This window comes from Candidatus Glomeribacter gigasporarum BEG34 (assembly GCF_000227585.1).
GTDB classification, from domain to species: domain Bacteria; phylum Pseudomonadota; class Gammaproteobacteria; order Burkholderiales; family Burkholderiaceae; genus Glomeribacter; species Glomeribacter gigasporarum_B.
This window is the reverse complement of the sequence record NZ_CAFB01000037.1, coordinates 117,235-143,909: the sequence shown is the minus strand read 5'-3', so window position 1 is coordinate 143,909 and position 26,675 is coordinate 117,235. Positions and strand designations below refer to the sequence as shown.

Sequence of the window (26,675 nt, the reverse complement as noted above, 5' to 3'; positions counted from 1 at the left end):
GTCAGGCAAGGAGTCTTCATGACGTGTCTGCACGACCGTCATATCCAGCCGCTGATTCTGGCGGGCTTGAACGGCGAGAACTGGCATCTGGACGATTATGCCGCGCGCGGCGGCTACCGGCAGCTCAGACGCATTCTGGAAGCGCATATTCCGCCCGAACAGGTCATTGCCGATGTGAATGCGTCTGGCTTACGCGGCCGCGGCGGCGCGGGTTTTCCGACGGGGCTTAAGTGGAGCTTTATGCCACGCCAGTTTCCGGGACAAAAATATCTCGTCTGCAATTCGGATGAGGGGGAGCCAGGCACATTTAAGGATCGGGATATCCTGCGCTACAACCCGCACGCGCTGATTGAAGGGATGGCAATCGGCGCGTATGCGATGGGGATTAGCGTCGGCTATAACTATATTCACGGCGAAATCTGGCACGAATATCAGCGCTTTGAAGCGGCGCTTGAAGAAGCGCGCGCGGCGGGCCTGCTCGGAAAAAACATTCTCGGCACTGAATTTTCATTTGAATTGCACGCGCATCACGGCTACGGCGCGTATATCTGCGGCGAGGAGACTGCGCTACTAGAATCCATCGAAGGCAAAAAGGGACTGCCGCGCTTCAAACCGCCGTTTCCAGCCAGTTTTGGTTTATTCGGCAAGCCAACAACCATCAACAACACGGAGACCTTCGCCGCGGTGCCCTTTTTGCTTGCGATTGGGCCACAAAAGTATCTGGAAATCGGCAAACCGAATAATGGCGGCACGAAAATTTTTTCGGTATCGGGCGATGTTGAACTGCCGGGTAATTATGAAGCGCCGCTCGGCACCCCATTTGCAACGCTGCTCGAATGCGCGGGCGGCATGCGCGGCGGTCAGAAAATCAAGGCGGTGATTCCCGGCGGCTCATCCGCGCCGGTGATTCCCGGCGAGGTGATGATGCAGACCGATATGGATTACGACGCGATTGCCAAGGCCGGCTCCATGCTCGGTTCCGGCGCGGTGATCGTGATGAATGAAACGCGCTGCATGGTGCGCGCGCTGCTGCGTTTGTCGTATTTCTATTTTGAAGAATCGTGCGGGCAGTGCACGCCGTGCCGCGAAGGCACCGGCTGGCTTTACCGAATCGTCGACCGGATCGAACATGGCAAAGGGCGTATCGAAGATCTGGAGTTACTCAATTCCGTTGCCAGCGGCATGATGGGCCGCACGATTTGCGCGCTTGGCGATGCGGCCGCGATGCCGGTGCACGGCATGCTCAAGCATTATTGGGACGAGTTTGAATGTCATGTGGAGCAGAAGCGTTGTCTAACACCACTTGCACATTGATTCAATCCAAAAATGAAACCCTCTGAAGCATTAGAAGTATACAGGGATACGATCCGTCGCGTCGTCAAGGCGCACCGCGCCTCGAATGCGCGCGTATTCGGCTCTGTATTGCATTGCGAAGACACGGAAGAAAGTGATCTTGATTTGCTCGTTGACCCTACGTCAGAGACCAGTTTGATGGACATTGCTGCGATTCAGGTCGAATTGGAAAAGCAGTTGGGCGTCGCAGTTGATGTGCTAACGCCGAACGCCTTACCCGACAAATTTAGGGATGTAGTGCTAGCAGAGGCTGTGCGAGTATGAAGAAAGATAAAGACTCACTTCGGGTTGCAGACTATTTAGCGCATATTCTTCAAGCCATCGCACGCATCGAACGTTATTGTGAAGATATGGCAGATTGGGCGTTCCTTGAAAATGAACTGGTACAAGACGGGGTCGTGCGCAATATTGAGGTGATTGGCGAAGCGGTTAAAAATATTGAACGATGCAATCCCGCTTTTATTGAACAACATCCGCACGTGCCGTGGACGGTCATTTATGCAATGCGGAATCGGGTTGCGCACGGTTATTTCAAAATTGATTTCAGTCTGATTTGGCATACAGTGGAGAATGATTTGCCGAGGCTGAAACAACAAATACAAGAACTTGTTATGCGTTTGCAGAATTATCCGTAATGATACCGGCACGATACCACATTGAGTGCACGGTCTGTGTCCTCATACACGAGACGGTTTGCTTGATCGATGCGTCGTGACCAAAAACCGCTCAAACTCTCCCTCAAAGGTTCAGGTTTACCCAGTCCTTCAAATGGAGTACGGCAGGCATTGTGAATGAGCTGATTGATGCGCCGTAATGTTTTTTGATCCTGGCGCTGCCACCACACATAATCTTCCCATGCTGCTTCAGTAAAGCAGATTGTTTTGATCATTCAACGATTGAAAACGGGTCGGTAGATTTCTGTTGACATTTTTTGATGCGTCCTTTGTGAAGTTGGGCGATAGAACGCGCCAAATGAGCCGCATTTGCAGGGGTTTTGAGTAGATGCACTGTTTCCATTAAGCTGTTGTAGCAGTCCAGCGACATAATGATGGCATCGGGATCATTGCGTCGCTTAATTACCGTGACATCCGCATCATGGATAACGCGGTCTATCACAGACTTCAGCGTGTTGCGCGCTTCTGAAAAACTAATCACTCTCATCTCATTTCTCTGCGTGTACAATTTAGAGTACAAGAATATCAAATCGTTGAGAAGATTCAAGTTGTAAAGCCAACGCCTAATGTCTTATGGTCGAACTCGAAATAGACGGACGGAAAATCGAAGTGCCCGCGGGCAGCATGGTGATTCAGGCGGCGCATCAATTGAATCGCTATATTCCGCATTTCTGCTACCACAAAAAGCTCTCCGTCGCCGCGAATTGCCGGATGTGCCTGGTGGAGGTGGAGAAGATGCCAAAAGCTGTTCCGGCGTGTGCAACGCCGGTCGCCGCCGGCATGGTTGTGCGCACAAAATCGGAAAAAGCAGTCGCGGCGCAGCAGGCGGTGATGGAATTCCTGTTGATCAACCATCCGCTCGATTGTCCGATCTGCGATCAAGGCGGCGAATGCCAATTGCAAGACCTTGCGGTTGGCTACGGCAAATCGCATTCGCGCTACACCGAAGCCAAGCGCGTCGTCTTCCATAAAAATGCTGGCCCGCTGATTGCGATGGAAGAAATGACGCGCTGCATCCACTGCACGCGCTGTGTGCGCTTCGGCAAAGAAATCGCGGGCGTGATGGAGCTCGGTATGCTGGGGCGCGGCGAGCATGCTGAAATCACCGCCTTTGTCGGACAAACGGTCGATTCGGAACTGTCCGGCAATATGATCGATCTGTGTCCGGTCGGCGCGCTCACGTCCAAACCGTTTCGATACACCGCGCGAGGCTGGGAACTGACACGGTATCGCTCAATCAGCCCGCACGATAGCGTGGGCGCAAACCTGATCATCCAGGTCAAAAATCAGCGCGTGATGCGTGTGTTGCCGTTTGAAAACGAGGCGGTCAACGAATGCTGGATTTCGGATAAAGACCGCTTTTCGTACGAAGCGCTGAATAGCGACGCGCGGCTGGCGCGACCAATGGTCAAACACAACGGCGCATGGCGCGAGACAGACTGGGAAACGGCGCTCTCCGCTGCCGTCGAAGGATTGCAGCGCGTGCGAAGTGAATCGGGCGCGGATTCGATTGCTGCGCTCGCCAGCCCGCATAGCACACTCGAAGAACTGTATTTATTAAAGCAACTGATGCGCGGAATCGGCTCGCCGCATATTGATTTCCGTCTGCGGCAAAGCGATGTCCGCGCTGCACTTGAGGGTGCGCCGTGGCTGGGGATGCCGATTACAGCGCTCTCGAATATTACAGGTGCACTGATCATCGGTTCCTGTTTAAACCGCGATCATCCATTGTTTGCGGCACGCTTGCGTCAGGCGGCGAAAAATGGCGCGCCGGTTCATCTGCTGAATGCGATTGACGATGATGCGCGAATCGCATCCGCGCATCGCTTGGTCGCCGCGCCCTCTTGCTGGTTGAATGAACTGGCAGGTATTGTAGTGGCGGTGGCACAGATCAAAGGCATCGCCGCGCCTGCGACATTTGCATCGGTACTGCCTTCCGAGGCCGCCTATGCTGTTGCAAAAACTTTAGCTGGAAATGGCGGAGATGAGGAAATTCGCGCTATTTTTCTGGGCAATTTGGCGGTTGCGCATCCAGACTTCAGCGCGTTGCATGCCGCTGCGCATTGGATTGCCAAGCAAAGCGGCGCAACGCTCGGTTTTCTGACCGAAGCGGCGAATACCGTTGGCGCTTACATCGCGGGCGCACTGCCCGATGTGGGCGGTTTATCTGCGGCTGAACTGTTCGAACAGCCGCGGCGTGCGGTTGTATTATTGAATGTTGAAGTGGAATACGACGCCGCAAATCCTGCAGCGGCACAGGCAGCGCTCAAGCAAGCGGAATTCGTCGTCAGTGTGTCGATGTTCAAACAGGGTGTTGAAACAGCGGATGTACTGCTGCCGCTGGCGCCTTTCACCGAAACAGCGGGTACGTTTATCAATGCGCAGGGCCTGATACAAAGTTTCAATGGCGTTGTTCGCCCGTTTGGAGAAGCGCGTCCGGGCTGGAAAATTCTGCGCGCGCTCGGCAATGGGTTGGGACTGGCGAATTTTGAGTACAACAGCGCTGAAGAAGTACGCGCCGCCACGCTGGATAACATGGATATCGCAGCGCGTTTATCGAATGCCTGTCACCTGCCGCCTGCACTGCCGGAACGCGCTGCTGACGATTCTCAAAACGGCGAAAAAAATCCCGTCTTCGAGCGACTTTCTGATATTCCAATCTATTCAGCCGACCCGCTGGTTCGCCGCGCGCCATCGCTGCAAGCGACGCGCGCGGCCAAAGCGGCGCGGCGCGTATCGCTGCCATCTGCTTTGTTTGAGCGGCTGGGTTTGAAAGACGGCGATTCAGTGCGCATTCATCAAGGTGCATGCTCGGCTACGATGTTTGCCGAGCGTGATGCGCGCCTGCCGGACAATGTGGTGCGTATCCCCGCGGCAGCGCCCGCGTCCGCACAACTGGGCGGGTTGTTTGGCAAAATCCGGGTAGAAAAAGCATAAATGCGCATTACATTTGATCCCAAGAAACGGGACATCACACTCAAAGAACGCGGGCTAGATTTCAAAAGCGCTAAAGAAGTATTCGCTGGACATCACTTCACAGTTCAAAGTATCCAGAATAACTATACAGAACAACGATTTATGACCGTTGGTAAACTAGATAATCGAATGGTCATTGTGGTGTGGGTGCCTCGTGGGACTGCATACCGCATCATTTCAATGAGGAAAGCAAATGAACGAGAGCAAAAAAAATACGCGCACCGAGTGGATTGACCCCGACGATGCGCCAGAATTGACGGATGATTTCTTTGAAGAGGCAGATGAATATTATGGCAACACGCTGATCCGTCGCGGGCGCGCATCCGCCCAAAAGCGCGCGGTCAAAAAGCGGATTTCGGTCCACTTATCGGCAGACGTGATCGGACGGTTTTGCGCGGCGGGACCGGATTGGGAAGCGCGGATGAATACGGTTTTGTCCAACTGGCTCAAACGGCATTCACCTGAAGAATTATCTGTCTGAACATTTCCATCATGCTCGACGCCCTCCACGCATTCGGCGCTCAGACCCTCGGCGCGGCTTGGCCGACCATATGGCTGCTCGCGCGCATTCTCGCGCTCTCGGTTGCGCTGCTATTGTGCGTGGCGTATCTGATTCTGTGGGAACGTAAACTGATCGCCTGGATGCATGTGCGGCACGGTCCGAACCGCGTCGGTCCGCGCGGTTTATTGCAACCGATTGCCGACGTGCTGAAATTGTTGACGAAGGAAGTCATTACGCCCGCCCGCGCGGCGCGTGGCTTATATATCGTTGCCCCCGTAATGGCCGTTGCGCCCGCGCTGGCGGCGTGGGCGGTGATTCCGTTTCAGGCCAACGCTGTATTGGGCGATATCAACGCCGGCTTGTTATACGTCGCGGCGATTTCGTCGATTGGCGTCTATGGCGTGATTCTGGCCGGCTGGGCGTCGAATTCCAAATATGCGTTTCTGGGTGCGATGCGCGCCGCCGCGCAGATGGTCTCGTATGAAATCGCGATGGGTTTTGCGCTCGTGGTTGTGTTGCTCACATCGGGCAGTTTGAACTTGTCGGACATTGTGTATTCTCAGCAGCGCGGCCTTTTTGCCGGTTGGGGACTGAATCTGCTGTCGTGGAACTGGCTGCCCTTATTGCCGATGCTCGGCGTCTTTTTTATTTCCGGGATTGCCGAGACGGCGCGGCATCCGTTTGACGTGGTCGAAGGCGAATCGGAGATCGTCGCCGGCCATATGGTCGATTATTCCGGAATGGCGTTTGCGCTGTTCTTTCTGGCCGAATATATCAATATGATCGTCATCTCAGCGCTGACCGCAACGCTCTTTCTCGGCGGCTGGGATGCGCCGTTTGCGTTTCTGTCGTTTATTCCAGGCGTTTTCTGGCTGGCGTTCAAAGTCTTCCTGCTTCTTTCCATCTTTATCTGGGCGCGCGCCACTTTTCCGCGTTATCGCTATGACCAGATTATGCGCCTGGGCTGGAAAGTCTTTATTCCCATTTCGCTCGTCTGGCTGATCGTGATCAGCGCATGGGCGATGTCGCCGTGGAGTGTTTGGAAATGACAAAGCAACATGTCACAAAATGTGATTTACAGACCGCACTGGCGCCTATTCGCACAGACTTAGTGGTACTAAAATGGGTCGGCGGCTTCCTGTTGGCGGGTGTCGCTTCTTTGGCGCTCAAAACGTTTTTCTAATCCATGCTCTCCGCTATTAAAAAATTTTTCAATACTTTCTTTCTGGTCGAACTGTTCCGTGGTATGGCGCTGACTGGACGTTATGCGTTCAAGCGCAAAATCACGGTGCAGTTTCCGGAAGAGAAAACGCCGCTGTCGCCGCGTTTTCGAGGCCTGCATGCGCTGCGCCGCTATCCGAATGGCGAGGAGCGCTGCATTGCATGCAAATTGTGTGAAGCCGTTTGTCCGGCGCTCGCAATTACGATTGAGTCGGAACAACGCGCTGACAACACCCGCCGCACGACGCGCTACGACATCGATTTGACCAAATGTATTTATTGCGGCTTTTGCGAAGAAGCGTGTCCGGTGGATGCGATTGTTGAAACGCAGATTCTTGAATATCACGGCGAAAAGCACGGCGATCTTTATTTCACCAAGGAGATGCTGCTCGCGATTGGCGACCGTTATGAGGCGGATATTGCCGCGACCCAGGCTGCGGATGCGAAATATCGTTGACGGACGCCATCTCTCATGAACGCATGTGTCTACACGTGTTTGATGGGCGGCTATGAGAAATTGAATGCGCTTAAATCCGTCAACAGTCGCCGCATCCCGCACTTTTGCTTTACCGATGATCCCGATTTAAAGAGCGACTCTTGGCAGATTCGCATGGTGAGGTCTGCATTTTCGATGGACCGCGTACGCAGCCAACGCCGTATTAAAGTGCTCGCGCATGAATATCTGCCAGAGTTTTCTTGTTCACTGTATATCGACAATACAGTGCGCCTAACAGCATCCGCGGATACGCTCATCCAACGATTTCTAGAACAGACGGATATCGCGGTGCCGACGCACAGCTTTAGGGCTTCCGTGTACGATGAATTCGTAGAGGTTGCTGAGAGTGGCTTGGACGAGCCAGCAAGAATCTTCGAGCAATTAAACCATTATCAACTGTCCGATCCGGAAATATTGTCCGAGCGCCCGTTCTGGAGCGGGATGCTCTTCAGGCGCCATTGCAAGCCAGAGGTACAGGCAGTGATGGTGAAATGGTACGAACATATCGCGCGTTATGCGCGGCGTGATCAACTCTCGCTCAATGCAACGCTACGCGGTAGCCGCGCAACCGTCCAAAGGCTTGAAATAGATAATTTTCAATCTGATTTCCATGAATGGCCGATCTTTAATCAACGCAACTTGGCAAAGCGTTTTAAGGATGTATCGATGGCGGGCGCCCCGACTTCGGTACGCTTAACGCAATTGGAACGCGAACTTGCCCAAGCGAATCACGCCATTCAAACGCAACAGCATGTGATTGGAGAACGTGACCGGCAAATAAAAACCCTGATGCAGCGTATCGATCAACTGCTCAATAGCCGTTCATTTCGCGTGACACGGCCTCTGCGCTGGCTGCGCAGTTGTCTGCCTTCTTTTGGGCAATAATTCCGCATTCCATTCCAATATGGTATTTTCCACCGCGTTGTTTTACCTTTTTGCCCTGGTGCTCCTTGCGTCTGCGTCCAGGGTCATCGCTGCGCCCGACCCGGTCCAGGCGGCGCTTTTTCTGGTACTCGCCTTTTTTAACGCCGCCGCTGTTTGGCTGCTGTTACGCGCGGAGTTTCTGGCAATTCTGCTTGTGCTCGTCTATGTCGGCGCGGTGATGGTGCTGTTCCTGTTCGTCGTGATGATGCTGGATATCGAGCGCGAAACACGACGGGCGCGTTTCAGCCGTGCGATGCCTGCCGCGATGATCGTTGGCGGTACACTGATGATTGAAGCGGGACTGGTTCTATGGCGTGCATACCGCACGGCGCCTTTGCCCGTCGCGCCTGCAACAGGAGTATCCAATGCGCGCGCGCTCGGTATCGTGATGTATACCGATACGGTATTCGCGCTTGAGATTGCCGGCTTGATTCTGCTGGTTGCCGTGATTGCGGCGCTGGCGTTAACATTACGTCACGGTAAAAGCCACAAGCAGCCTGATCCAGCGCAGCAAATCCGCGTGCGGCGGGAAGAGCGGATCAAGCTGGTCAAAACGGCGTCTGCAGCCCTTCAGCAAACAGATATTAAAAATTAAAGCGTTTCAAAAATGTGGACTCTTGCGCACACTCTGATTTTAAGCGCCATTCTGTTTGTCATCGGTGTGCTCGGCGTTATGCTCAACCGTCGCAACGTGATTGTCGTTCTGATGGCGATTGAACTGATGCTGCTCGCGGTCAATACCAATTTCATCGCCTTCTCGCATTACTGGAATGATATGCGCGGCCAAGTCTTTGTCTTCTTTATATTGACCGTCGCCGCGGCGGAGGCCGCGATTGGGCTGGCGATTCTGCTGACCGTATTCCGCAAGCTCGACACGATTGATGTGGATAAACTCAACCATCTCAAAGGTTGAGCGCTGTTTCAAAAATGACGCCTGCCCTTCATCCTGCCCTATTACTGATGATTGCCGTTGCGCCGCTGGTTGGCGCACTGGCCGCTGGCTTGTTTGGCAAAACGATTGGCCGGACGGGCGCGCATTCGGTCACGATTGCCGGCGTTGCGCTCTCTTTCCTCTTATCCGTGTGGACGCTTTGGCAAGTGATACAGGGCGCCGGTTATGACGGAACGGTGTACGAATGGATGCGCGTTGCAACGCCGTTCGGTGCGCTGAAATTTGAAGTGGGCTTTTTGATTGACGCGCTCACCGCGCTGATGATGTGCGTGGTCACGTTCGTATCGCTGATGGTGCATCTCTATACAATCGGCTATATGCGCGATGACTCCGGTTACACGCGCTTTTTTGCTTATTTATCGCTCTTTACTTTTGCGATGCTGATGCTCGTGATGAGCAACAACTTCCTGCAATTATTCTTCGGCTGGGAAGCGGTCGGCCTCATCTCTTATTTGCTGATCGGCTTCTGGTACACAAAGGAAAGCGCCATCAAAGCCAATATGAAGGCGTTTATTGTGAATCGCGTGGGTGATTTTGGCTTCATTCTGGGAATCGGTCTGCTTTTCGCATTTGCCGGTTCGCTACATTACGGCGAAGTCTTCAAGATGCGAACGGAACTCGCTGGCTTCACGTTGCCGGGCTCGAATTGGGGACTATTGACGGTTACCTGTTTGTGTCTTTTTATTGGCGCGATGGGAAAATCAGCGCAATTTCCGCTGCATGTCTGGCTGCCCGATTCAATGGAAGGCCCAACGCCGATCTCGGCGCTGATTCACGCCGCCACGATGGTGACGGCGGGCATTTTTATGGTGACGCGGATGTCGCCGTTATTTGAACTGTCCGAATCGACTTTGTCATTTATGATGGCGGTTGGCGCAACCACTGCATTGTTTATGGGCATCCTCGGCCTGGTGCAAAACGATATCAAGCGGGTCGTCGCCTATTCGACCCTGTCGCAACTCGGCTATATGACCGTTGCGCTCGGCGCATCCGCCTATTCGATGGCGGTGTTTCATCTGGTCACGCATGCGTTCTTCAAAGCGCTGCTCTTTCTCGCCGCCGGTTCGGTCATCATCGGGATGCATCATGAACAGGATATGCGCAACATGGGCGGATTGCGCCGCGCGATGCCGGTGACCTGGGCAACGGCGCTCATCGGCGCGCTGGCGCTGATTGGCGCGCCGTTCTTCTCCGGCTTTTATTCAAAGGACGCGATCATCGAAGCGGTTCGGCGCTCGCATCTGCCGGGTGCAGGCTTTGCAGCGTTTGCGTTGATCGCCAGCGTATTCGTAACGGCGCTTTATACCTTCCGGATGATCTTTTTAGTGTTTTACGGCCCGCCGCGCGGTCATAGCGGAGTGAGTGGCCATGAACATACGCCGCATGAATCCCCCAGGGTCATCACGCTTCCACTTGTATTGCTGGCAATTCCGTCTCTGGTGATTGGCGCATGGATGATTGGCCCGCTGCTCTCCGGAGACTTTTTTGCGCGCGGCGTTGCGTTCAACTCAGTCGTTTTTGTCGCTGACCGCCATTCGGCGTTACGCGAAATAAGCGGTGAATTCCACGGCTGGTTTGAGATGGCCATGCACGCGCTGACCACGTTGCCGGTTTGGCTGGCGAGCGCGGGCGTGGTTTCCGCCGCGTGGCTCTATTTACGCTCATCAAATATTCCCGCCGCGCTCAAGCAGCGCTGCCCGCGTCTTTATGCGCTACTCGACCAGAAATATTATCTGGATACCGTTCACGAAATCGTCTTTGCGCGCGGCGCGGTCATGCTCGGCAGCGATTTGGCGGCAACCGGCGAACAAAAAATCATCGATGGCGCGGTCAACGGCAGCGCGCGCAGCGCAATGATGATTGCACGTGCAATTCGCGCGCTGCAAACCGGTGATCTGACGCACTATGCCTTGGCAATGGTGGCGGGCCTGGCGGCGTTGATTGTCTTGTTTGTCCGTTTTTGAGCAGAAGTCATTTCATCAATGGCTGCAAGGCCGTGATGCAGGAACAGAACAATATCCATGTCCGCCTTTCCGTGGTTAAGTCTAGCCATCTGGGTGCCGATTGTCTGCGGTGTGCTGGTGTGGATACAGGGCGCTCGCGTTGCGCCCAATATCGCGCGTCGCCTCGCATTGGCAGCGGCTGTTGTCAGCTTCGGCGTAACGCTGACGCTGATCGCTGGCTTTGACACGGATAAATCCGCGCTGCAGTTCTCCGAACGGTTGAGCTGGATCAAAGATTTCAATGTCCATTATCACCTCGGCGTCGACGGCATCTCTCTGTGGTTTGTGGCGCTGACGGCGTTAATGACCGTCGCAGTTGTCATTGCGGCGCGGGAAGACATGATTGACCGCATTGCGCACTATCTCGCCGCTTTCCTGATTCTGTCGGGACTGATGATGGGCGTGTTCAGCGCGCAGGACGGGCTGCTGTTTTATATCTTCTTTGAAGCCACGCTGATTCCGATGGTTCTCATCATCGGCATTTGGGGCGGCCAGAAGCGCGTCTATGCGGCCTTCAAGTTTTTCCTCTACACACTGCTCGGCTCGCTGCTGATGCTATTGGCGCTGCTGTATCTATATACGCAATCGGGTTCGTTCGCGCTGGCGGACTGGCAGCGGCTGCCGCTTCCGATGCCGCCGCAGTTGCTGTTGTTTGGCGCCTTCTTTATGGCTTTTGCGGTCAAGGTGCCGATGTGGCCGCTGCATACCTGGCTGCCCGATGCGCACGTCGAAGCGCCGACCGGCGGTTCGGTCGTGCTGGCAGCAATCATGCTCAAGCTCGGCGCGTATGGTTTTCTGCGCTTTTCGCTGCCGATTGTGCCCGATGCGAGCCGTCTGCTCGCGCCTTTCGTGATTGTTCTATCGCTGATTGCAGTCATTTATATCGGCCTGGTTGCGCTCGCGCAAAGCGATATGAAAAAGCTGGTTGCGTATTCGTCGATTGCGCATATGGGCTTTGTCACTCTCGGTTTTTTCCTGTTTGATGCGCTGGCGATGGAAGGGGCGCTGGTGCAGATGATTTCGCACGGCTTTGTCTCCGGCGCGATGTTTTTATGCATTGGCGTGCTGTACGACCGAATACATAGCCGCCAGATCGCCGATTACGGCGGCGTTGTCAACGTGATGCCGAAATTCGCCGCGTTATCGCTGCTGTTCTCGATGGCGAATTGCGGACTGCCAGGCACTTCAGGCTTTGTTGGCGAATTCATGGTGATTCTGGCCGCGGTCCGGTTTAACTTCTGGATCGGCCTGCTGGCAGCGTTAACGCTGATTCTCAGTGCAGCGTATACATTGTGGATGTACAAGCGCGTGCAATTCGGCGCGGTGGCCAATGCGCGCGTCGCGCAATTGACCGACCTTAACCGGCGTGAATCTGGCTTGCTGCTGGCATTCGCCGCGGGCGTACTGTTGATCGGCCTGTATCCAAAACCGCTGACCAACGTCATGCACGCATCGGTTTCACATCTGCTCACGCACACGTCGCAGTCAAAATTGCCGTGAAGGGACGCGCGTTATTTTCCGATGCGGCGGCTTGGCGTTTCTGGTTGAATCAAAGGATAATTTATACCTTTTGGTTTAAATATATCCTGCGGTGCTGTCCCTTTCTTCCTTATTCCCTGCTTTTATCTTCCCTAGCTCGGTTTCTCAGCCGGCTGAACTGGAACACAGCGCATCCGCCCCGAATCACGCAGATGACGCGCTCAATCCTGCGTCCGAAGACGAATCAACGGTTATTTCAGTCGATCTGCCGCTCGCGCTGGCAAACCTCAGCACGACGGAAGTCTCTTTTATGACCCGTCTGAATATGCATGACCTGCGTCAGTTAAGCCAGGTCAACCGCGCCTATCACGCCCGTTTTGGCGAATATGTGCCGCGTATCGAGCGAAAACGGGAAACATGGCTGGAAAAGCTGTTCTGGATGCTGCCTCCGGATTGGCGGGCGCAATTTTCAGAAGCGTTCAAACGAGCGCTCAGAGCCGACCAGCTTGATATAGCGCGCGGAGACGCGGCCCTGATGCAAGCGTGGGGTTTACGGTTAATCCGGCAATTATGGATGGCAAAACCGTCTGAAAAAGAGCGCGAGTTTGTCCAGTGCTTATTCCTGAACACGTTGCTGCAACTGCCCCATTACCGGATTGCTTTGCAAGGGCATGCGCCGCGCCGCACTGCGAAATTGCCCGCTGGATTACGGGCTGCGTATGCCAGTGATGAGCGCGCCGTGCGCGACCTTGCCTGCATCATGGAGCGCGTCATCCGGGATATGCGCACGCCGCGCATCAAGCGCAGCGAGTGGATTGCCATTCTGCGAGACAACGGCATTCATTGGCGCGCTGCCTTTCCGCTTGAAGCAACGGACAATGGGTTGCGCTTAAAGATCGATGCGTGCTGCGCACAGTGGCTTTCGCATCCGGATCGGAGGGAACGTTTGCAGAATGTGATGACGCTCACGGAGTTGATCCGCAAATCCCCTGATCAAGAAGTTTCGGCCGTCAGCTTCGCGGAATTTCTGATGCGCCATCCGATGCGCGCTCAAACAGAAGCGTTTGTTGAAATACTCGCGCTTGTCATCGCTACATTGGCCAAGTATTGCATGCATTTCAACGTGTGCTCGCATGCACAATGGCCCCCTTTCCGCCGCACGCTTCTGAACCCTCTGTCAGATGGAACGCCGGCGTTTGAAAGCAGACTTTGGCAAGAAGCGCTGTGTCTGAGTCATCAGATCATCTATGACCAAAGCTCTGGCGTACGCGCCTTAAATCCTGAGCTTTGCGCTGATGCGCCCCTATACGGGGCTATGCCATTGTTTCATACGCTTGCTTAAAGAGATCTGAACCATCGTGATCACTGCCCTCTTACCCCTCTTGCCTGACGCTGTCCTGCTGCTGTGCGTTTTATTCGCGCTTGTCAACGAAACCGTTGCAGTCCATTTGACGGATGGGGAGGCTGCGCCCTCCCGCGCAAGCCGCCGCACCTACGCCATTGCGTTAGGCGCGTCTATCCTGGCGGCATCCGGTTACGCGCTGCTCGCCGCGCTGGATACGCAACACTATGTTTTCTTTTCAAAAATGGTGGTCATCGATCCGTTTGCGAACGTGATGAAAGCGGCTGTCGCCGCGGGTTTTGCCGTAACGCTGGTGTATTCGCGCGCCTATCTTGAGGCGCGTAATCTATTACGCGGCGATTTGCTCATGCTCGCGATGTGCTCCCTGATCGGGCAGTGCGTGATGATTTCAGGCGCGCATTTTCTGACGCTCTATCTCGGCCTTGAACTGATGTCTTTGCCGCTGATTGCGATGATCGCGCTGCGTCAGGATTCCACGCATTCGCTTGAAGCAGCGATCAAATATTACGTGCTCAGCGCGCTGGCGTCCGGCGTCTTGCTGTATGGCACTTCAATGATCTATGGCGCAACCGGCGCGCTGGGTTTAGGCGAAGTGTCCCATGCGTTGATGAGGGGCCATATCAATACGACGATCTTGCTGTTCGGCGTTGTGTTCGTCATTGCGGGCGTTGCCTTTAAATTAGGCGTCGCGCCCTTTCATATGTGGATTCCGGATATTTATCAGGGCGCGCCGACGGCGCTGACCTTGCTGATTGGCGGCGCGCCTAAAGCGGCGGCGTTTGCGTGGAGTCTGCGTATATTGGCGTCTGGCCTATTGCCTCTTGCAGAGGATTGGCAGCGGATGCTCCTCATTTTCGCTGCGTTGTCATTCGTGATTGGAAATCTGGCCGGACTGATGCAATCCAACATCAAGCGGATGCTGGCGTATTCCGCGATTGCGCAAATGGGGTTTGTGCTGATCGGCGTATTGTCTGGCGTTGTCGATGGACAAACCAATGGTGCGACCAATGCGTATGGCGCGGCGATGTTTTATAGCCTGATTTATGCACTGACGGCGCTGGGCAGCTTCGGCGTAATACTCGCTCTATCGCGACGCGGATCTGAAGCGGATCAACTGAATGATTTGAAAGGTTTAAGCCAGCGTCATCCAATGTTGGCGGTTGTAATGCTGCTGATGATGTTTTCGCTGGCCGGCATCCCGCCGACCGCTGGCTTTTACGCCAAATTCGCCGTTCTGCAGGCATTGATGAACACCGGTTCAGTCTGGCTCGCCGCGCTTGCGGTGCTCACTTCGCTCATCGGCGCGTTTTACTATCTGCGCGTCGTTAAATTCATGTATTTTGATGCGCCGCAAGAACACGCGCCGGTCATGCCCTCATCTAGCGCGAACGCGCTGCTCATGATGAACGGCGTCGCGGCGCTTGCGCTGGGACTTCTGCCGGGGCCGCTGATGTCGGCGTGTATGTACGCAATACATCACACATTATATTCATAATGGTGCCTGTTACAAAGCGCATTCCGGTCATTCTCCAAAGCGGCCGCTCGCACGCTCTTCCTGAATAAAACATGCTTTAATGGTTTGACCGTGTGAATCGTCAAGGCCAGTTCAATGTGCCGTTCGGGCATTACAAAAATCCAAAAATCCTGGACGCAGCATTGCTTAAAGCCGCTGCAGAGTGCTTGCGAACAACCACGATTGTGTGCGCTGACACAAGGTGGTATTAAATGAACATGCGCAGCCAGGCGATTTCATTTTTGTCGAAAAGCTGATTCAGGAATTCCATTTTCCAGATTCCAATCGTTTGTATTTTGTCACGCTATGCAATGGCGCAACTTTGCCGACTGACCATAAAGATTCAGCGCGCGCGGTGCTGGAGGGTGTTGTGGCGGGCCTTTCTCGCTATCAACAGTTTGTTAAATAAACCTTTTGATGCGCGGCGTTTCAAGATTGACCAGGATTTTTTGCCTGTCTGCACTGCCCCTGGCAACGGTCCAGCTCTCATTTTTGAGTTCGATGACTACGTCATTGCGGTCGAGGTGACGTTAACCGACAATTCGCGCCAGGAAGCCTCCGAGGGAGAGCCAGTGCGCCGCCATGTGGCTGACTTGGCGGTTCACTACGCAGAATGTCCGGGCAAGCCGGTGTATGGCCTGTTTATTGCGAACCGTATCGACTCAAATACGGCCGAAACATTTCGGATTGGCGTTTGGTACACTCGGAACGATGTCAAAATGCAGCTCAACATTGTGCCGATGACGCTGAGGCAATTCAAAGGGTTTTTTGAAGCGTTATTTCGGTCTGGGAAGACAGACGCCGCCCGCGTTCGTACCCTGCTTGATCGCTGCGGCAGCCTTCGGGGCGCACATGAGGCGCCCGCGTGGAAGCGCGGGATTGAGCAAGTCATACAACAAACCATTCAATCGATTCTGATGAATTGATTTTTGAAACAATTTAAATCATGTCACCGGCAGGGATATTCATTGTATTGCTGGCCTTTGTGTTGGCCAATGTACCCTTTCTCACCCAACGCATGCTGGGATGTTTGCCGATACCGCGCCGATGTGAAGGCGTTCGCAAACATTTGGGTTGGCAACTGGCAGAACTGCTGGCCTTTTATTGCATCGTAGGAGCCGTTAGCCGCGTGCTTGAGGCGCGCGCGGGCGCTGTATTTAGTCAGCGCTGGCCGTTTTACGTTGTAACATTTTGCCTCTTTCTGATATTTGCTGCTCCGGGCTTTACCGTCTATTATTTGCTGAAGCCGCCTCATGTAAATTTGTACCGGGATGATGCATAACAAACTGGAGCACTTCTTAAAATAGGCTAAATCTATCGTACAGATAAAGTGGCAGCGTAGCAGCATTTTAGAATTTGAGATTTTTTGAGAAATGATCTAACAGAAGGAGTAGTCCTATGTTGCCAACAGTAAGTAATGCAAATACCGACGTAACGCCAAGAGAATATGGCGTGATCCAAACCCTTGCAAGTTCTGCAGGGGAGTATGCGGACTCCGTAATTATAGATAGCCTTAATAAAATAACTGGCTGTGTTTTCGGAGGAACGCGGGTAGAGACGAGTGTGAAAAATTTGGTGAACAACCACTACATAACTGTAGATGCGCAAGATGCCTACCTGCTCGCCAGAATACGGAACCTAGACGCTCAGATGAACGAACTTTTCAGCACGTTTGGAATCGACCCTGAACAGGATGTAAAGCAACAGGCGCAAAAAATAGCGTCGCAACTCAGCCCAGGTGCATGTGCAGAGGTCCTCGAAAACTGTCTCAAATTTCTAGGCGACATTCGCTTCTCCGCGGAAAATTCCAAGGCTGTTAATGATTCCAGCGCTGACCATTTATCTGCGCATTCCGACTGTTCTGCTACACAAAGCGTTCCCGGTCACATCCCTTTAGCCAGCGCCACGCCTTCTCTTGACGTGCATGAATCTCAAGAAATAGAAGAGGACCCCAGAATCTCTGCACGTATAGAAGAACTCCGTGTTCTGTTGGATATTCTGCATGCCGTCTGTTTCAATGACTTCAGCAAGATGGAAGAAAAACATTGGACCAGGCTGACAGCGCTTCTTAAACCACAGCCTGCAGTGCAGCCAGCGTTGGAAGAAGAGAAAGGGGAGTCTTCCGGAAAGAAACCTGAATATGCGGTAGAGATAGCCTGATTTGCATAGAGCCATCTACCCGGACCGCTGTTTCGAGGGATGGGCCGCGCGGCGCGCTCGGCTTCATAGTGGTCTTTTCATCTTAAATAATTCAGCGACAGCCCCTATGCTATTCGTATGAATCACCCTCATAGGCGGCTGTCATGCACACCCTATCTTTCTTCCTGAAGCTAGCGCATTTTTCAGCGGCTGCTATTCTGACAACCGCCGCGCTGATTGCGCCTCATCGCGCACAGGCAGGCGCGTTCAACGGGCTTTCATCGCTGAACGCGGCGCTTGCAGGAAAGGGCAGGACGCTCGTCTATTGCTCTGAAGGCGCTCCAGCCGGATTTGATGTAGCGCAGTATGCGTCAAGCACCGACTATACGGCTTCTGGCGGCACGATTTACAACCAGTTGGTGCAATACGAGCGCGGCACTACGAAACTGGGGCCTGCGCTTGCCAAGCGATGGAAGATTTCCCCCGACGGCCGGGTCTATACCTTTATTCTCCGGCATGGCGTGAAGTTCCATACCACGCCCTGGTTCACGCCCTCGCGTGAGTTCAATGCCAAGGATGTAGTCTTCACTTTCAGGCGCATGCTCGACCCGGATATGCCGTTTCGCAAGGCTTATCCGTCTGAATTTCCAGGCGCGGAATTCTTTGGCTTTGACAATATTGAGAAAGTCGAAGCCGTGGGTCCTCCACATTCCTATACCGTGCGTTTTACGCTGAAGTCTGCCAGTGAGCCTTTTCTCGGCAGTTTTGCGGTCCCGGCGGCCTCTATTTACTCTGCTGAATATGCAGGTCAATTGCTCAAGGCAGACAAAGTGCCCGAAATCAAACAGAAACCCATTGGAACCGGGCCGTTTATTTTTGAGAAATATCTCAAAGACGCGACGATCCATTTCAAGGGCAGTCCAGACGACTGGACACCGGAGGATGTACAGCTCTCCCGGCTGGTGTTTGCGATTACGCCATATGCCGAGTTGAAGACCCACCCGCATCTTCAAGTCATCGGCGGCGAGAACAGGAATTTCGCCCTTAATTTGCTGGCATACAACGTCAAACATCCGCCGCTTGACAATGTGGACATGCGGCGCGCACTCGATATGGTCATCGATAAGAAGGCCACTATCGATGCTGTGCATTTCGGCCACGCGCAGGCAGGGGTCGCGCCGCTGCCGCCGATGCAATGGTCCTTGGGTTGCCGCGCAATGCGCGGCAGCAACTTCTCGCAATGGTGCGAAGGCAGCAAGGCCAGAGCATTTAATGCGCTGCTTGAGCAGGCGGTGCGCACGCTTGATATCGGCCAGCGCACGGCGCTTTATCTCAAAGCGCAGAAAATTTTCAAGAGCGAGCAGCCCTATACAGCAATTGCGTATCCGATCAACTATTATGTACTCAATAAAAATGTCACTGGCTTCAAAGGTTATATGTTCGGCGCAACGGTTTTCTATGGGGTCGGTCTGAAAAAATAGAGCCTGTGCACTATTGACGCTTAGCCTAAAAGTTGTTTAAATAAAAGGATTTGACTGAATCACAAGCAGAAAAATATGAAACGCACTTATCAACCTTCAGTGATATGCCGTCAACGCACCCACGGTTTTCGCGCCCGTATGAAAACAGGGGGGGGGCGCAGAGTCATCAATGCGCGGCGCGCGAAAGGACGTAAACGCCTATCGGTTTAGGTATGATCAATGAGCGCGTTCGCGCTCCCTTACCCCAAAATGCAAGGCTTTTAAAAGCGGATGAGTTTTCATCCGCTTTTCGCTTGCGTCCCTGGGAACGCACTGCGCATTTTGTCCTTTATGGACGCCGCACGTGCAAAGCGGCCCGCATTGGCCTCGTCGTTGGCCTCAAGGCTGCGCCGCGCGCGGTCAGCCGCGCGCTGATTAAACGGCTTGGACGCGAAATATTCCGGGTTCGTCGCGCCCAGCTTTTTGGCTGGGATATTCTGCTCAGGCTATACCGCCGCTTGGATAAACAAGCGTTCCGGAGCGCATCATCGCCTGCGCTGAAAAAAATGTGCCGTGACGAAATAGAAATATTATTCGCCGCCGCCCTCAGGCGGATAACACAGACTTAAAACCATAGATTCGCGCAACTTAATTTTCCATTTCCTCATGCACACCCTGCTTCTTGCACTGCTGCGCTGCTACAAATTCGCATTCAGCCCAATGCTGGGTCACCGTTGCCGCTTTATGCCTTCATGCGCAGATTATGCGCATCACGCAATTAAGCAGTACGGCGCAGCGCGCGGCAGCCTGCTTGCATTCAAGAGAGTCTGCCGCTGCCATCCCTTTTCAGCCGGCGGCTTTGATCCCGTCCCTGAATCCTATCCGTTCAAATCCGATGCCGCCATTTAAAACATTTGTTAAAGAGAACCCTGTCAATGGATGTTAAGCGCTCTGTTTTGTGGATCATTTTCACCATTTCGCTCGTGATGCTTTTTGACAACTGGCAACGCGAGCATGGCCGTTCATCCCTGTTTTTCCCAAGCGCCACATCTCCGCAAACTTCCGGAATCCGCTCTTCAAATACACGAACCGCTGATCTGCCGCCCGTTTCCGAAAACCGCGCGCCAGATCAACCTGGCGCGCCGGCAGGCGAAAAAGTCCACGTTAAAACGGATGTCTACGATATCCAGATCGATACGCGCGGCGGAACACTCTCCAAACTGAGGCTAGTTCGGCCTGGGGGCACTGAAAAAAGCTCTCTGTCTATGACCCTGTTTGATGAAAGGCCCGCGCATACCTATCTTGCGCGCACCGGTCTAGTCGGAGGCCCATCCGGGGACGCCTTTCCCAATCACCATGATCTATTTACGGTGCAGCCGGGTCCGCGCGAACTCACGGACGGCGCGGATACGCTGGAGGTACAGTTTAAATCGCCCGTCAAAGGCGGCGTTCAACTGGTTAAAACCTATAGATTCACGCGCGGCAGTTATGTGATGGATGTGCGTCATCAAATCATCAATGCGGGCGCAACCGCAGTGAGGCCAGCGTTATATACAGAGCTGGTGCGCGATAACGCGCCGGTCGAGGCGCCGCGTTTCTCGCATACTTTTATCGGCCCGGCAGTGTATACCGCCCAGCAGCGTCTCCAGAAAATTTCCTTTGGCGATATTGATAAAGGCAAGGCTGAATACACAGCTCAGGCAGACAACGGCTGGATTGCGATGACGCAATACCATTTCGCATCGGCGTGGATCGCCCCGCAAGGCACGCCGCGGGAGATGTATGTCGGCAAGCTCGGTCCATCCCTGTATCGCGTCGGCGCCAAACAGAATCTGCAAACGGTTGAACCTGGACAAAGCATTGAAGCGCGTTCCCGTCTTTTTTCCGGCCCGGCGGAAGAGCGAATGCTGGAGCGCATCGCGCCGGGTCTGGAGTTAGTCAAGGATTACGGCTGGATGACGCTGATCGCCAAGCCGCTGTTCTGGCTGCTTGAGAAAATTCACAGCCTGCTGGGAAATTGGGGCTGGTCTATTATTGTGCTGACGCTCCTGATCAAGGCGGCATTCTTTCCTTTATCCGCGGCCAGTTACCGTTCCATGGCGCGGATGAGAAAAATCACGCCGCGGATGCAAACCCTGCGCGAGCAATTCAAAGGCGACCCGCAGAAAATGAATGCCGCGTTAATGGCGCTCTATAAAACGGAAAAGGTCAATCCCTTTGGCGGATGTTTGCCGGTTTTAATCCAGATTCCCGTGTTTATCGCCTTGTACTGGGTATTGCTCGCCTCCGTGGAAATGCGCGGCGCGCCCTGGCTTGGCTGGATTCGGGATTTATCCAGGCCCGATCCTTATTTTATTCTGCCGGTGTTGATGACCGCGACAATGTTTATCCAGACACGCCTGAATCCGACGCCGCCTGATCCATTGCAGGCAAAAATGATGCTCTTCATGCCGCTGGCGTTTTCAGTGATGTTCTTCTTTTTTCCGGCGGGTCTGGTTTTGTATTATGTCGTGAATAATATGCTTTCGATTGCGCAACAGTGGTATATTGCGCGCCGCTTTTCGAATCCTGTTGTTTAGAGCATTTTTCAGCGGCTGGCACTGTGTTGCTGCGCGCTCGCGCCAGTAGCAATCTCACTGAAAAATGCTCTAGGCTACCCGCTTGGAAAAACGCTGCGCCGCAGAAGAAAAACGGTTTTGAATGGCTTGCGCAATGCCTTCACCGTCCAAACCGTGGTCCGTGAGCAAGCGGGCTGGATCGCCATGATCGATAAAGCGGTCTGACAATCCGAGTTGCAGCATCGGGCGCTCAATGCCATGCGCGAGCAGAGATTCGATGCACGCCGAACCCGCGCCGCCCATCACGCAGCCTTCTTCAACTGTGACCAGCGCGTCGTGGGTTTGCGCCAACTGGACGACGAGCGTTTGATCCAGCGGTTTGACAAAGCGCATATTCGCCACGCTGGCATCGAGCTGCTCGGCCGCGATCAGACTCTGCGCGACCATCGTGCCAAATGCAAGAATCGCAATCCGCTGGCCGCACGGCTGCGCGGATTCGCGCCGCATCTCGCCGCGGCCTATCGGCAACGCACGCGCATGTTTGAAAACCGGTGCGCCCGGCCCTGAGCCGCGCGGATAACGCACCGCCGCCGGCCCATTGAGTTGCGCCGCGGTATTGAGCATCTGCCAGCACTCGTTTTCGTCGGAAGCGGCCATCACCGTCAGATTGGGAATGCAGCGCAGAAAGGCGAGATCATACGCGCCCATATGCGTTGCGCCGTCTGCGCCGACCACGCCGGCGCGGTCGATTGCAAACACCACCGGCAGTTTCTGCAGCGCAATATCGTGGATAAGCTGGTCATAGGCGCGCTGCAAAAAGGTGGAATAAATCGCCACCACCGGCTTCAAGCCTTCAACCGCCAGCCCGCCGGCAAGGGTCAGCGCGTGCTGCTCGGCAATGCCCACATCGTAATAACGCTCTGGAAAACGTCGCTCAAACTCGACCAAGCCTGAACCTTCGCGCATTGCGGGCGTAATCCCGACAATGCGCGCATCGCGCGCCGCCGCTTCGCACAACCATTCTCCAAATACCTGTGTATACGTTTTGCGCGCAGCGGAGCGCCGCGCCGATTTCGGCTGCACGCCGTCGAGCGGATTGAATTGACCCGGCGCGTGATAGAGCACCGGATCGGCTTCGGCCAGCTTGTAACCTTGCCCTTTCTTGGTCACCACATGCAGAAATTGCGGCCCTTTAAGCGCTTTGAGATTATTCAATGTTGGAATCAGCGAATCGAGATCGTGCCCGTCTATCGGACCGATGTAGTTAAAACCCAGCGCTTCAAACAGCGTGGCTGGCACGACCATGCCTTTCGCATGTTCTTCAAAGCGCCGCGCAAATTCCAACACCGGCGGCGCGACGCGCAGCACCGTCTCGACGCCTTTTTTCGCCGCCGCATAAAAGCGACCGGACATCAGCCGCGCCAGATAACGGTTCAACGCGCCGACCGCGGGGGAAATCGACATATCATTGTCGTTCAGCACCACAATCAGAGGTAAATCATCGCAGACGCCGGCATGGTTCATCGCTTCAAAGGCCATTCCGGCTGACATCGCGCCGTCGCCAATCACCGCGATGCAAAATCTGGATTCGTCTTTTAAGCGGCTCGCGAGCGCCATGCCAAGCGCAGCCGAAATGGAAGTGCTCGAATGCGCGGTGCCAAATGCATCGTATTCAGATTCACAACGGCGCGGGAACCCGGACAGTCCGCCCTGCTGGCGTAGCGTCGCCATCGCGGCGCGCCGTCCAGTCAAAATTTTATGCGGATAGGTTTGGTGTCCGACATCCCACACGATGCGGTCGTGCGGTGTATTGAATACATAATGCAAGGCAATGGTCAGCTCGACCGTGCCCAAATTAGACGATAAATGCCCGCCGGTGCGCGAGACGCTTTCCAGCACAAAGGCGCGCAGTTCGTCGGCCAGCTGTTTGAGCGCGCGCCGGTCGAGCGAACGCAGCGCGGCGGGATCGTCAATCGTTTTAAGCAATGGATATTTAGTCATGGTTTAGAGTGTTTTTCAGCGAGATTGCACAAGGAACGAGCGCGAAGACAGTATGGGGATCGATGCGGGCGGAGCAGGTTCCGTCGCGCGCAGCGCGATGGATGCGACCCCGCAGCGATCCCGAATACCGAACACGCAGAAGTGACGCAGGGCAAGCCGCTGAAAAACACTCTAATAGGCGCGTTTGGCGATGAAATCAGCCAACTGCGCCAGCCGATGCGCGGGTTTCTGGTCGGAGGATGGCAATGACGCGAGCGCCGCGAGCGCCGCGTTGCGCAATTGTTCAACCTGCGCGCGGGAAGCGGCCAGTCCAAGGATCGATACATAATTCGGTTTACGGTCGCGCGCGTCTTTGCCAGCGGTTTTGCCCAGCGTCTCGGAATCGGAAACGGCATCCAGAATATCGTCGACCATCTGAAACGCAAGACCGATCGCGCTGGCGTAACGCTCAAGCGCTTCCGGAAACGGCGGAATATCCGCGTTCTCCGTAGGAGATGCGGCGCATAACGCGCCCATGCGCACCGCCGCCCGAAGGAGCGCGCCGGTTTTCATGCGCGCCATCTTTTCAAGCGCTGCATGCGTTGGATGCGCGCCGGCGCTTTCGATATCCATTGCCTGACCGCCCGCCATACCTGCCGAACCGCTGGCGGTTGCCAGCTCGCGCACCAGCGCCGCGCATTGCAATGGCGCCAGTTCGCCTTCAATTAAGGTCATAAAAGCCTGCGTTTGCAGAGCATCACCGGCCAATATGGCGGCCGCTTCATCATATCGAAGATGCAGCGCGGGTTTGCCATGCCGCACTCTATCGTTATCCATTGAAGGCAGATCGTCGTGCGCCAGCGAATACGCGTGCATCATTTCAAGCGCAGCGGCGGCCGCATCGAGCGCATGATCCGGCGCGCCGGCCCATTCGCCCGCGGCGACACATAACAAGGGCCGGATACGCTTACCGTTCCCCAGCACGGCGTAACGCATCACTTGATGCAGCCGCGTATTTGCAGGCGGCAGAGCCACATCGAGCGCGCGCTCAATGCGCGCAAGCCTTAGGCTGCGCCACTGCTCGAAGCTGGGCGTCATTTCATTCATATCCCGGCCCAGGCGACACTATGATTCAGAATTGAGGAGCGCGCCCTCATCCGCCCGGAACGCTTGCAGCGCTTCACCGTCGAGCGCGCGCACCTGTTGTTCAACATGCTCAAGTTGCGCGCGGCAATAGGCAATCAACGCCGTGCCGCGCCGGTATGCCGCGAGCGAATCCTCAAGACTCAAATGCCCCTCCTCCATCCGCGCGAGCAGCGCTTCCAGTTCAGCCAGCGCCGCCTCATAGTTCAGCGGCGGCGTAGCATCCGGCAGGGCTGGATTGTCCTTTAGTTGCGCTTTGCGCATTGCGAAACTCCTGTTAAGACGCGCGGACGCAGGCCAGCATATAATTCACCGCAGTATCTTTGGATAAGGTAAAACATGGACTGAGCGGAGAATAACTGAGTCCGGAAATCACATGAACGCGCAAATGCGCAGCGCGCGCGGAGGCGGCCAGCTCAGAAGGACGGATAAACCGTGCATAGTCATGAGTGCCGCGCGGCAGTATGCGAAGCAGATATTCCGCAGCGATGACCGCAAGCAGATAGGCTTTAGGCGTGCGGTTCAAAGTTGAAAAAAAGACCCATCCGCCGGGTTTCACAAGCGTTGCGCATGCCGCGACGATGGCGGCGGGATCGGGTACATGCTCAAGCATTTCCATGCATGTCACGACATCATAGTGGCCGGGTTCGCGCGCTGCCAGAGATTCTGCGCTCACTTTTTCATAATCCACCGATACGCCTGTCTCAAGCCGATGCAGCTCAGCAGCGCTGAGCGACTCGGCGCATAAATCGATTCCTTTAACGCGCGCGCCCAGTTGCGCCATTGATTCGCAGAGAATGCCCCCGCCGCAACCCACATCAAGAACGCGTCCGCCATGCAAGCGCGCATAGTGATCAATCCAGCTCAGGCGAACCGGATTCAGCTGGTGCAATAATTTGAATTCGGCCTCTGGGTCCCACCAGCGATGCGCAAGCGCGCCAAACTGATGCAATTCTTGTGGATCGGCATTGATCACCATAAAAATTAGAGCAAAAAAAGCCCTGCCTTGGCAGGGCTTTTGCCCACTTTTATTTTTTGGGCTGTGGAGGCGGCTCAACAGCGTTGCGCTCGGATGCGCTATCCGGTTGCGCGGGGGACACGCCTTGACCTGAAGATTGGGGCGGTATCACCTGTGTGATCGTCCGCGTTCCAACGACTTCCACTTCCACCCGGCGATCCGGCGCAAGGCAGGCAATCAACGCTTGACGCTGCGTTTTCAGATTCTGATTGCAGCCCGTTGTCACCGGATTGCGTTTGCCTTTTGCTTCGGTATACGTGCGTTTCGCATCGATGCCTCTGCGAACCAGATAGGCTTTCACTGCCTGGGCGCGCCGCGCAGAAAGGGCGTCATTGTATTTATCAGTGCCAATTCGGTCAGTATGGCCCGTCGCTACAATGACTTCAAGATCAATGCCTTTGATTTTTTCAGCAAGATCATCGAGTTTCGCCCGGCCTTCCGGTTTCAGCACGCTTTTATCAAAATCAAACAGAGTCTCCGCCTGATATTTGACTTTCTGGCTAATCATTTTGGGCGGAGGCGGCGCAACTGGAGGCGGCGCAACTGGAGGGGGCGCAGGCTCTTCCGCAACAAGCGCGCCATCGCATCCTTGATTGGCAGTCGCAGGCGTCCAGAAACCATTGCGCCAGCACAGCTCATGCGTGCCGTTCATCCATACCTGCTCGCCTGTGCCATTCACCCAGTTATCGTTGATATCCTGCTTTGATGCAGGCACGGATTGCGCCGAAGCGGGCCCGGTGATGGCTACCGCGACGGCCACAGCGAATGCCAGCCTGAAAAATTTGTTCATGATTGCTTTTCTCCTTTCGGAAGATTGAATCAAATAAACTGTAGAGTGCCCTCTGCGCTTCGTACACCTTTTGATTGCATTGCGCATTCTGCCATAGTGTGCGCTCAGGTCGCGGAAATATCCCGCGAGGC

Annotated in this window: 33 protein-coding genes; 26 read left to right on the top strand and 7 right to left on the bottom strand. The window is 54.6% G+C overall.

The genetic code is table 11. The features are described from left to right. Window positions 1-18: 18 nt before the first annotated feature. From nuoF to CAGGBEG34_RS02875, 3 genes are read left to right on the top strand one after another with little or no spacing between them, the layout of a single operon-like run. Window positions 19-1,314 (top strand): NADH-quinone oxidoreductase subunit NuoF, encoded by a 1,296-nt coding sequence (nuoF, locus tag CAGGBEG34_RS02885; protein WP_006682377.1) that lies wholly within the window; start codon window positions 19-21, stop codon window positions 1,312-1,314. Between the two features lie 12 nt (window positions 1,315-1,326). Further along, a complete protein-coding gene (locus tag CAGGBEG34_RS02880) occupies window positions 1,327-1,617 on the top strand; it encodes a nucleotidyltransferase family protein (RefSeq protein ID WP_006682376.1) in 291 nt (96 codons plus the stop codon). Then, window positions 1,614-1,988 carry a HepT-like ribonuclease domain-containing protein gene (locus tag CAGGBEG34_RS02875; RefSeq protein ID WP_006682375.1) on the top strand — a complete coding sequence of 125 codons (375 nt, stop codon included), beginning with the start codon at window positions 1,614-1,616 and terminating at the stop codon, window positions 1,986-1,988. The genes CAGGBEG34_RS02880 and CAGGBEG34_RS02875 overlap by 4 nt, the downstream gene beginning before the upstream one ends. Here the strand turns inward: CAGGBEG34_RS02875 and CAGGBEG34_RS02870 are convergent. Further along, entirely contained in the window at window positions 1,979-2,242 is a 264-nt protein-coding gene (locus tag CAGGBEG34_RS02870) for a Txe/YoeB family addiction module toxin (RefSeq protein WP_006682374.1), read from the bottom strand. The genes CAGGBEG34_RS02875 and CAGGBEG34_RS02870 overlap by 10 nt on opposite strands. Further along, on the bottom strand, window positions 2,239-2,514 hold the full coding sequence (locus tag CAGGBEG34_RS02865; RefSeq protein WP_006682373.1) for a type II toxin-antitoxin system Phd/YefM family antitoxin: 276 nt from the start codon (window positions 2,512-2,514) through the stop codon (window positions 2,239-2,241). Before CAGGBEG34_RS02865 ends, CAGGBEG34_RS02870 begins: the two co-directional genes overlap by 4 nt. A gap of 86 nt (window positions 2,515-2,600) precedes the next feature. On the opposite strand from CAGGBEG34_RS02865, the gene nuoG reads away from it, so the two are divergent. From nuoG to yidC, 22 genes are all read left to right on the top strand, one after another. Further along, window positions 2,601-4,964: an NADH-quinone oxidoreductase subunit NuoG gene (gene nuoG / locus CAGGBEG34_RS02860; RefSeq protein ID WP_006682372.1), complete on the top strand. Its 2,364-nt coding sequence runs from the start codon at window positions 2,601-2,603 to the stop codon at window positions 4,962-4,964. Continuing rightward, a complete protein-coding gene (locus CAGGBEG34_RS10025; RefSeq protein WP_006682371.1) occupies window positions 4,965-5,237 on the top strand; it encodes a BrnT family toxin in 273 nt (90 codons plus the stop codon). It begins immediately after the preceding gene. Further along, window positions 5,197-5,484 carry a BrnA antitoxin family protein gene (locus tag CAGGBEG34_RS02855; protein ID WP_042687812.1) on the top strand — a complete coding sequence of 96 codons (288 nt, stop codon included), beginning with the start codon at window positions 5,197-5,199 and terminating at the stop codon, window positions 5,482-5,484. The genes CAGGBEG34_RS10025 and CAGGBEG34_RS02855 overlap by 41 nt, the downstream gene beginning before the upstream one ends. Window positions 5,485-5,495: 11 nt before the next feature. Beyond that, entirely contained in the window at window positions 5,496-6,554 is a 1,059-nt protein-coding gene (gene nuoH, locus CAGGBEG34_RS02850) for an NADH-quinone oxidoreductase subunit NuoH (RefSeq protein WP_006682369.1), read from the top strand. A 137-nt stretch (window positions 6,555-6,691) separates the two neighbouring features. Beyond that, complete coding sequence (gene nuoI / locus CAGGBEG34_RS02840; protein WP_006682368.1) at window positions 6,692-7,183, top strand: NADH-quinone oxidoreductase subunit NuoI; 492 nt, start codon at window positions 6,692-6,694, stop codon at window positions 7,181-7,183. Window positions 7,184-7,198: 15 nt separating this feature from the next. Then, a complete protein-coding gene (locus tag CAGGBEG34_RS02835; RefSeq protein WP_102033261.1) occupies window positions 7,199-8,107 on the top strand; it encodes a glycosyltransferase domain-containing protein in 909 nt (302 codons plus the stop codon). A gap of 19 nt (window positions 8,108-8,126) precedes the next feature. Continuing rightward, complete coding sequence (locus CAGGBEG34_RS02830; protein WP_006682366.1) at window positions 8,127-8,741, top strand: NADH-quinone oxidoreductase subunit J; 615 nt, start codon at window positions 8,127-8,129, stop codon at window positions 8,739-8,741. A gap of 12 nt (window positions 8,742-8,753) precedes the next feature. Beyond that, window positions 8,754-9,059: an NADH-quinone oxidoreductase subunit NuoK gene (nuoK, locus tag CAGGBEG34_RS02825; RefSeq protein WP_006682365.1), complete on the top strand. Its 306-nt coding sequence runs from the start codon at window positions 8,754-8,756 to the stop codon at window positions 9,057-9,059. Window positions 9,060-9,073: 14 nt separating this feature from the next. Continuing rightward, window positions 9,074-11,062, top strand: coding sequence for an NADH-quinone oxidoreductase subunit L (nuoL, locus tag CAGGBEG34_RS02820; RefSeq protein ID WP_006682364.1), 1,989 nt, complete (start codon window positions 9,074-9,076; stop codon window positions 11,060-11,062). Between the two features lie 57 nt (window positions 11,063-11,119). After that, window positions 11,120-12,601, top strand: coding sequence for an NADH-quinone oxidoreductase subunit M (locus tag CAGGBEG34_RS02815; RefSeq protein WP_006682363.1), 1,482 nt, complete (start codon window positions 11,120-11,122; stop codon window positions 12,599-12,601). 91 nt (window positions 12,602-12,692) lie between these two features. Further along, complete coding sequence (locus CAGGBEG34_RS02810; protein ID WP_006682362.1) at window positions 12,693-13,922, top strand: hypothetical protein; 1,230 nt, start codon at window positions 12,693-12,695, stop codon at window positions 13,920-13,922. Window positions 13,923-13,938: 16 nt separating this feature from the next. After that, window positions 13,939-15,438, top strand: a complete 1,500-nt coding sequence (nuoN, locus tag CAGGBEG34_RS02805; protein WP_006682361.1) for an NADH-quinone oxidoreductase subunit NuoN — start codon at window positions 13,939-13,941, stop codon at window positions 15,436-15,438. 92 nt (window positions 15,439-15,530) lie between these two features. Further along, window positions 15,531-15,668, top strand: coding sequence for a DNA adenine methylase (locus tag CAGGBEG34_RS11585; protein ID WP_320408615.1), 138 nt, complete (start codon window positions 15,531-15,533; stop codon window positions 15,666-15,668). Further along, on the top strand, window positions 15,659-15,865 hold the full coding sequence (locus CAGGBEG34_RS11305) for an AlwI family type II restriction endonuclease (RefSeq protein WP_042687805.1): 207 nt from the start codon (window positions 15,659-15,661) through the stop codon (window positions 15,863-15,865). The genes CAGGBEG34_RS11585 and CAGGBEG34_RS11305 overlap by 10 nt, the downstream gene beginning before the upstream one ends. Further along, window positions 15,855-16,382, top strand: coding sequence for an AlwI family type II restriction endonuclease (locus CAGGBEG34_RS02795; RefSeq protein WP_042687802.1), 528 nt, complete (start codon window positions 15,855-15,857; stop codon window positions 16,380-16,382). Before CAGGBEG34_RS11305 ends, CAGGBEG34_RS02795 begins: the two co-directional genes overlap by 11 nt. A gap of 20 nt (window positions 16,383-16,402) precedes the next feature. Then, window positions 16,403-16,738: a DUF2818 family protein gene (locus CAGGBEG34_RS02790; RefSeq protein WP_006682360.1), complete on the top strand. Its 336-nt coding sequence runs from the start codon at window positions 16,403-16,405 to the stop codon at window positions 16,736-16,738. Window positions 16,739-16,854: 116 nt separating this feature from the next. After that, window positions 16,855-17,616 (top strand): hypothetical protein, encoded by a 762-nt coding sequence (locus tag CAGGBEG34_RS02785; protein WP_006682359.1) that lies wholly within the window; start codon window positions 16,855-16,857, stop codon window positions 17,614-17,616. A gap of 143 nt (window positions 17,617-17,759) precedes the next feature. After that, entirely contained in the window at window positions 17,760-19,076 is a 1,317-nt protein-coding gene (locus CAGGBEG34_RS02780; protein ID WP_006682358.1) for an ABC transporter substrate-binding protein, read from the top strand. A gap of 75 nt (window positions 19,077-19,151) precedes the next feature. Then, a complete protein-coding gene (gene rpmH / locus CAGGBEG34_RS10020) occupies window positions 19,152-19,286 on the top strand; it encodes a 50S ribosomal protein L34 (RefSeq protein WP_006682357.1) in 135 nt (44 codons plus the stop codon). Between the two features lie 2 nt (window positions 19,287-19,288). After that, window positions 19,289-19,684: a ribonuclease P protein component gene (locus CAGGBEG34_RS02775; RefSeq protein ID WP_006682356.1), complete on the top strand. Its 396-nt coding sequence runs from the start codon at window positions 19,289-19,291 to the stop codon at window positions 19,682-19,684. 37 nt (window positions 19,685-19,721) lie between these two features. Then, window positions 19,722-19,964 carry a membrane protein insertion efficiency factor YidD gene (gene yidD, locus CAGGBEG34_RS02770; protein ID WP_042687799.1) on the top strand — a complete coding sequence of 81 codons (243 nt, stop codon included), beginning with the start codon at window positions 19,722-19,724 and terminating at the stop codon, window positions 19,962-19,964. Window positions 19,965-19,990: 26 nt separating this feature from the next. Beyond that, window positions 19,991-21,634, top strand: coding sequence for a membrane protein insertase YidC (yidC, locus tag CAGGBEG34_RS02765; protein ID WP_006682355.1), 1,644 nt, complete (start codon window positions 19,991-19,993; stop codon window positions 21,632-21,634). A gap of 69 nt (window positions 21,635-21,703) precedes the next feature. Here the strand turns inward: yidC and dxs are convergent, their stop codons facing one another. Continuing rightward, the gene (gene dxs / locus CAGGBEG34_RS02760; RefSeq protein ID WP_006682354.1) at window positions 21,704-23,614 is read right to left on the bottom strand and encodes a 1-deoxy-D-xylulose-5-phosphate synthase; all 1,911 of its coding nucleotides are present in this window, start codon (window positions 23,612-23,614) and stop codon (window positions 21,704-21,706) included. A gap of 24 nt (window positions 23,615-23,638) precedes the next feature. Here dxs and CAGGBEG34_RS11580 point away from each other — a divergent pair, with 24 nt between their 5' ends. After that, window positions 23,639-23,863, top strand: coding sequence for a hypothetical protein (locus tag CAGGBEG34_RS11580; protein WP_238984940.1), 225 nt, complete (start codon window positions 23,639-23,641; stop codon window positions 23,861-23,863). On the opposite strand, the gene CAGGBEG34_RS02755 is transcribed toward CAGGBEG34_RS11580, so the two are convergent. The 4 genes from CAGGBEG34_RS02755 to ompA are packed head-to-tail and all read right to left on the bottom strand — an operon-like array spanning window position 23,786 to window position 26,544. Beyond that, window positions 23,786-24,700, bottom strand: a complete 915-nt coding sequence (locus CAGGBEG34_RS02755; RefSeq protein WP_006682353.1) for a polyprenyl synthetase family protein — start codon at window positions 24,698-24,700, stop codon at window positions 23,786-23,788. The genes CAGGBEG34_RS11580 and CAGGBEG34_RS02755 overlap by 78 nt on opposite strands. 18 nt (window positions 24,701-24,718) lie before the next feature. Further along, on the bottom strand, window positions 24,719-25,000 hold the full coding sequence (locus tag CAGGBEG34_RS02750) for an exodeoxyribonuclease VII small subunit (protein WP_006682352.1): 282 nt from the start codon (window positions 24,998-25,000) through the stop codon (window positions 24,719-24,721). Window positions 25,001-25,013: 13 nt separating this feature from the next. After that, window positions 25,014-25,712 (bottom strand): bifunctional 2-polyprenyl-6-hydroxyphenol methylase/3-demethylubiquinol 3-O-methyltransferase UbiG, encoded by a 699-nt coding sequence (ubiG, locus tag CAGGBEG34_RS02745; RefSeq protein WP_006682351.1) that lies wholly within the window; start codon window positions 25,710-25,712, stop codon window positions 25,014-25,016. Between the two features lie 52 nt (window positions 25,713-25,764). Continuing rightward, window positions 25,765-26,544, bottom strand: coding sequence for an outer membrane protein OmpA (ompA, locus tag CAGGBEG34_RS02740; protein WP_006682350.1), 780 nt, complete (start codon window positions 26,542-26,544; stop codon window positions 25,765-25,767). Between the last annotated feature and the right edge of the window lie 131 nt (window positions 26,545-26,675).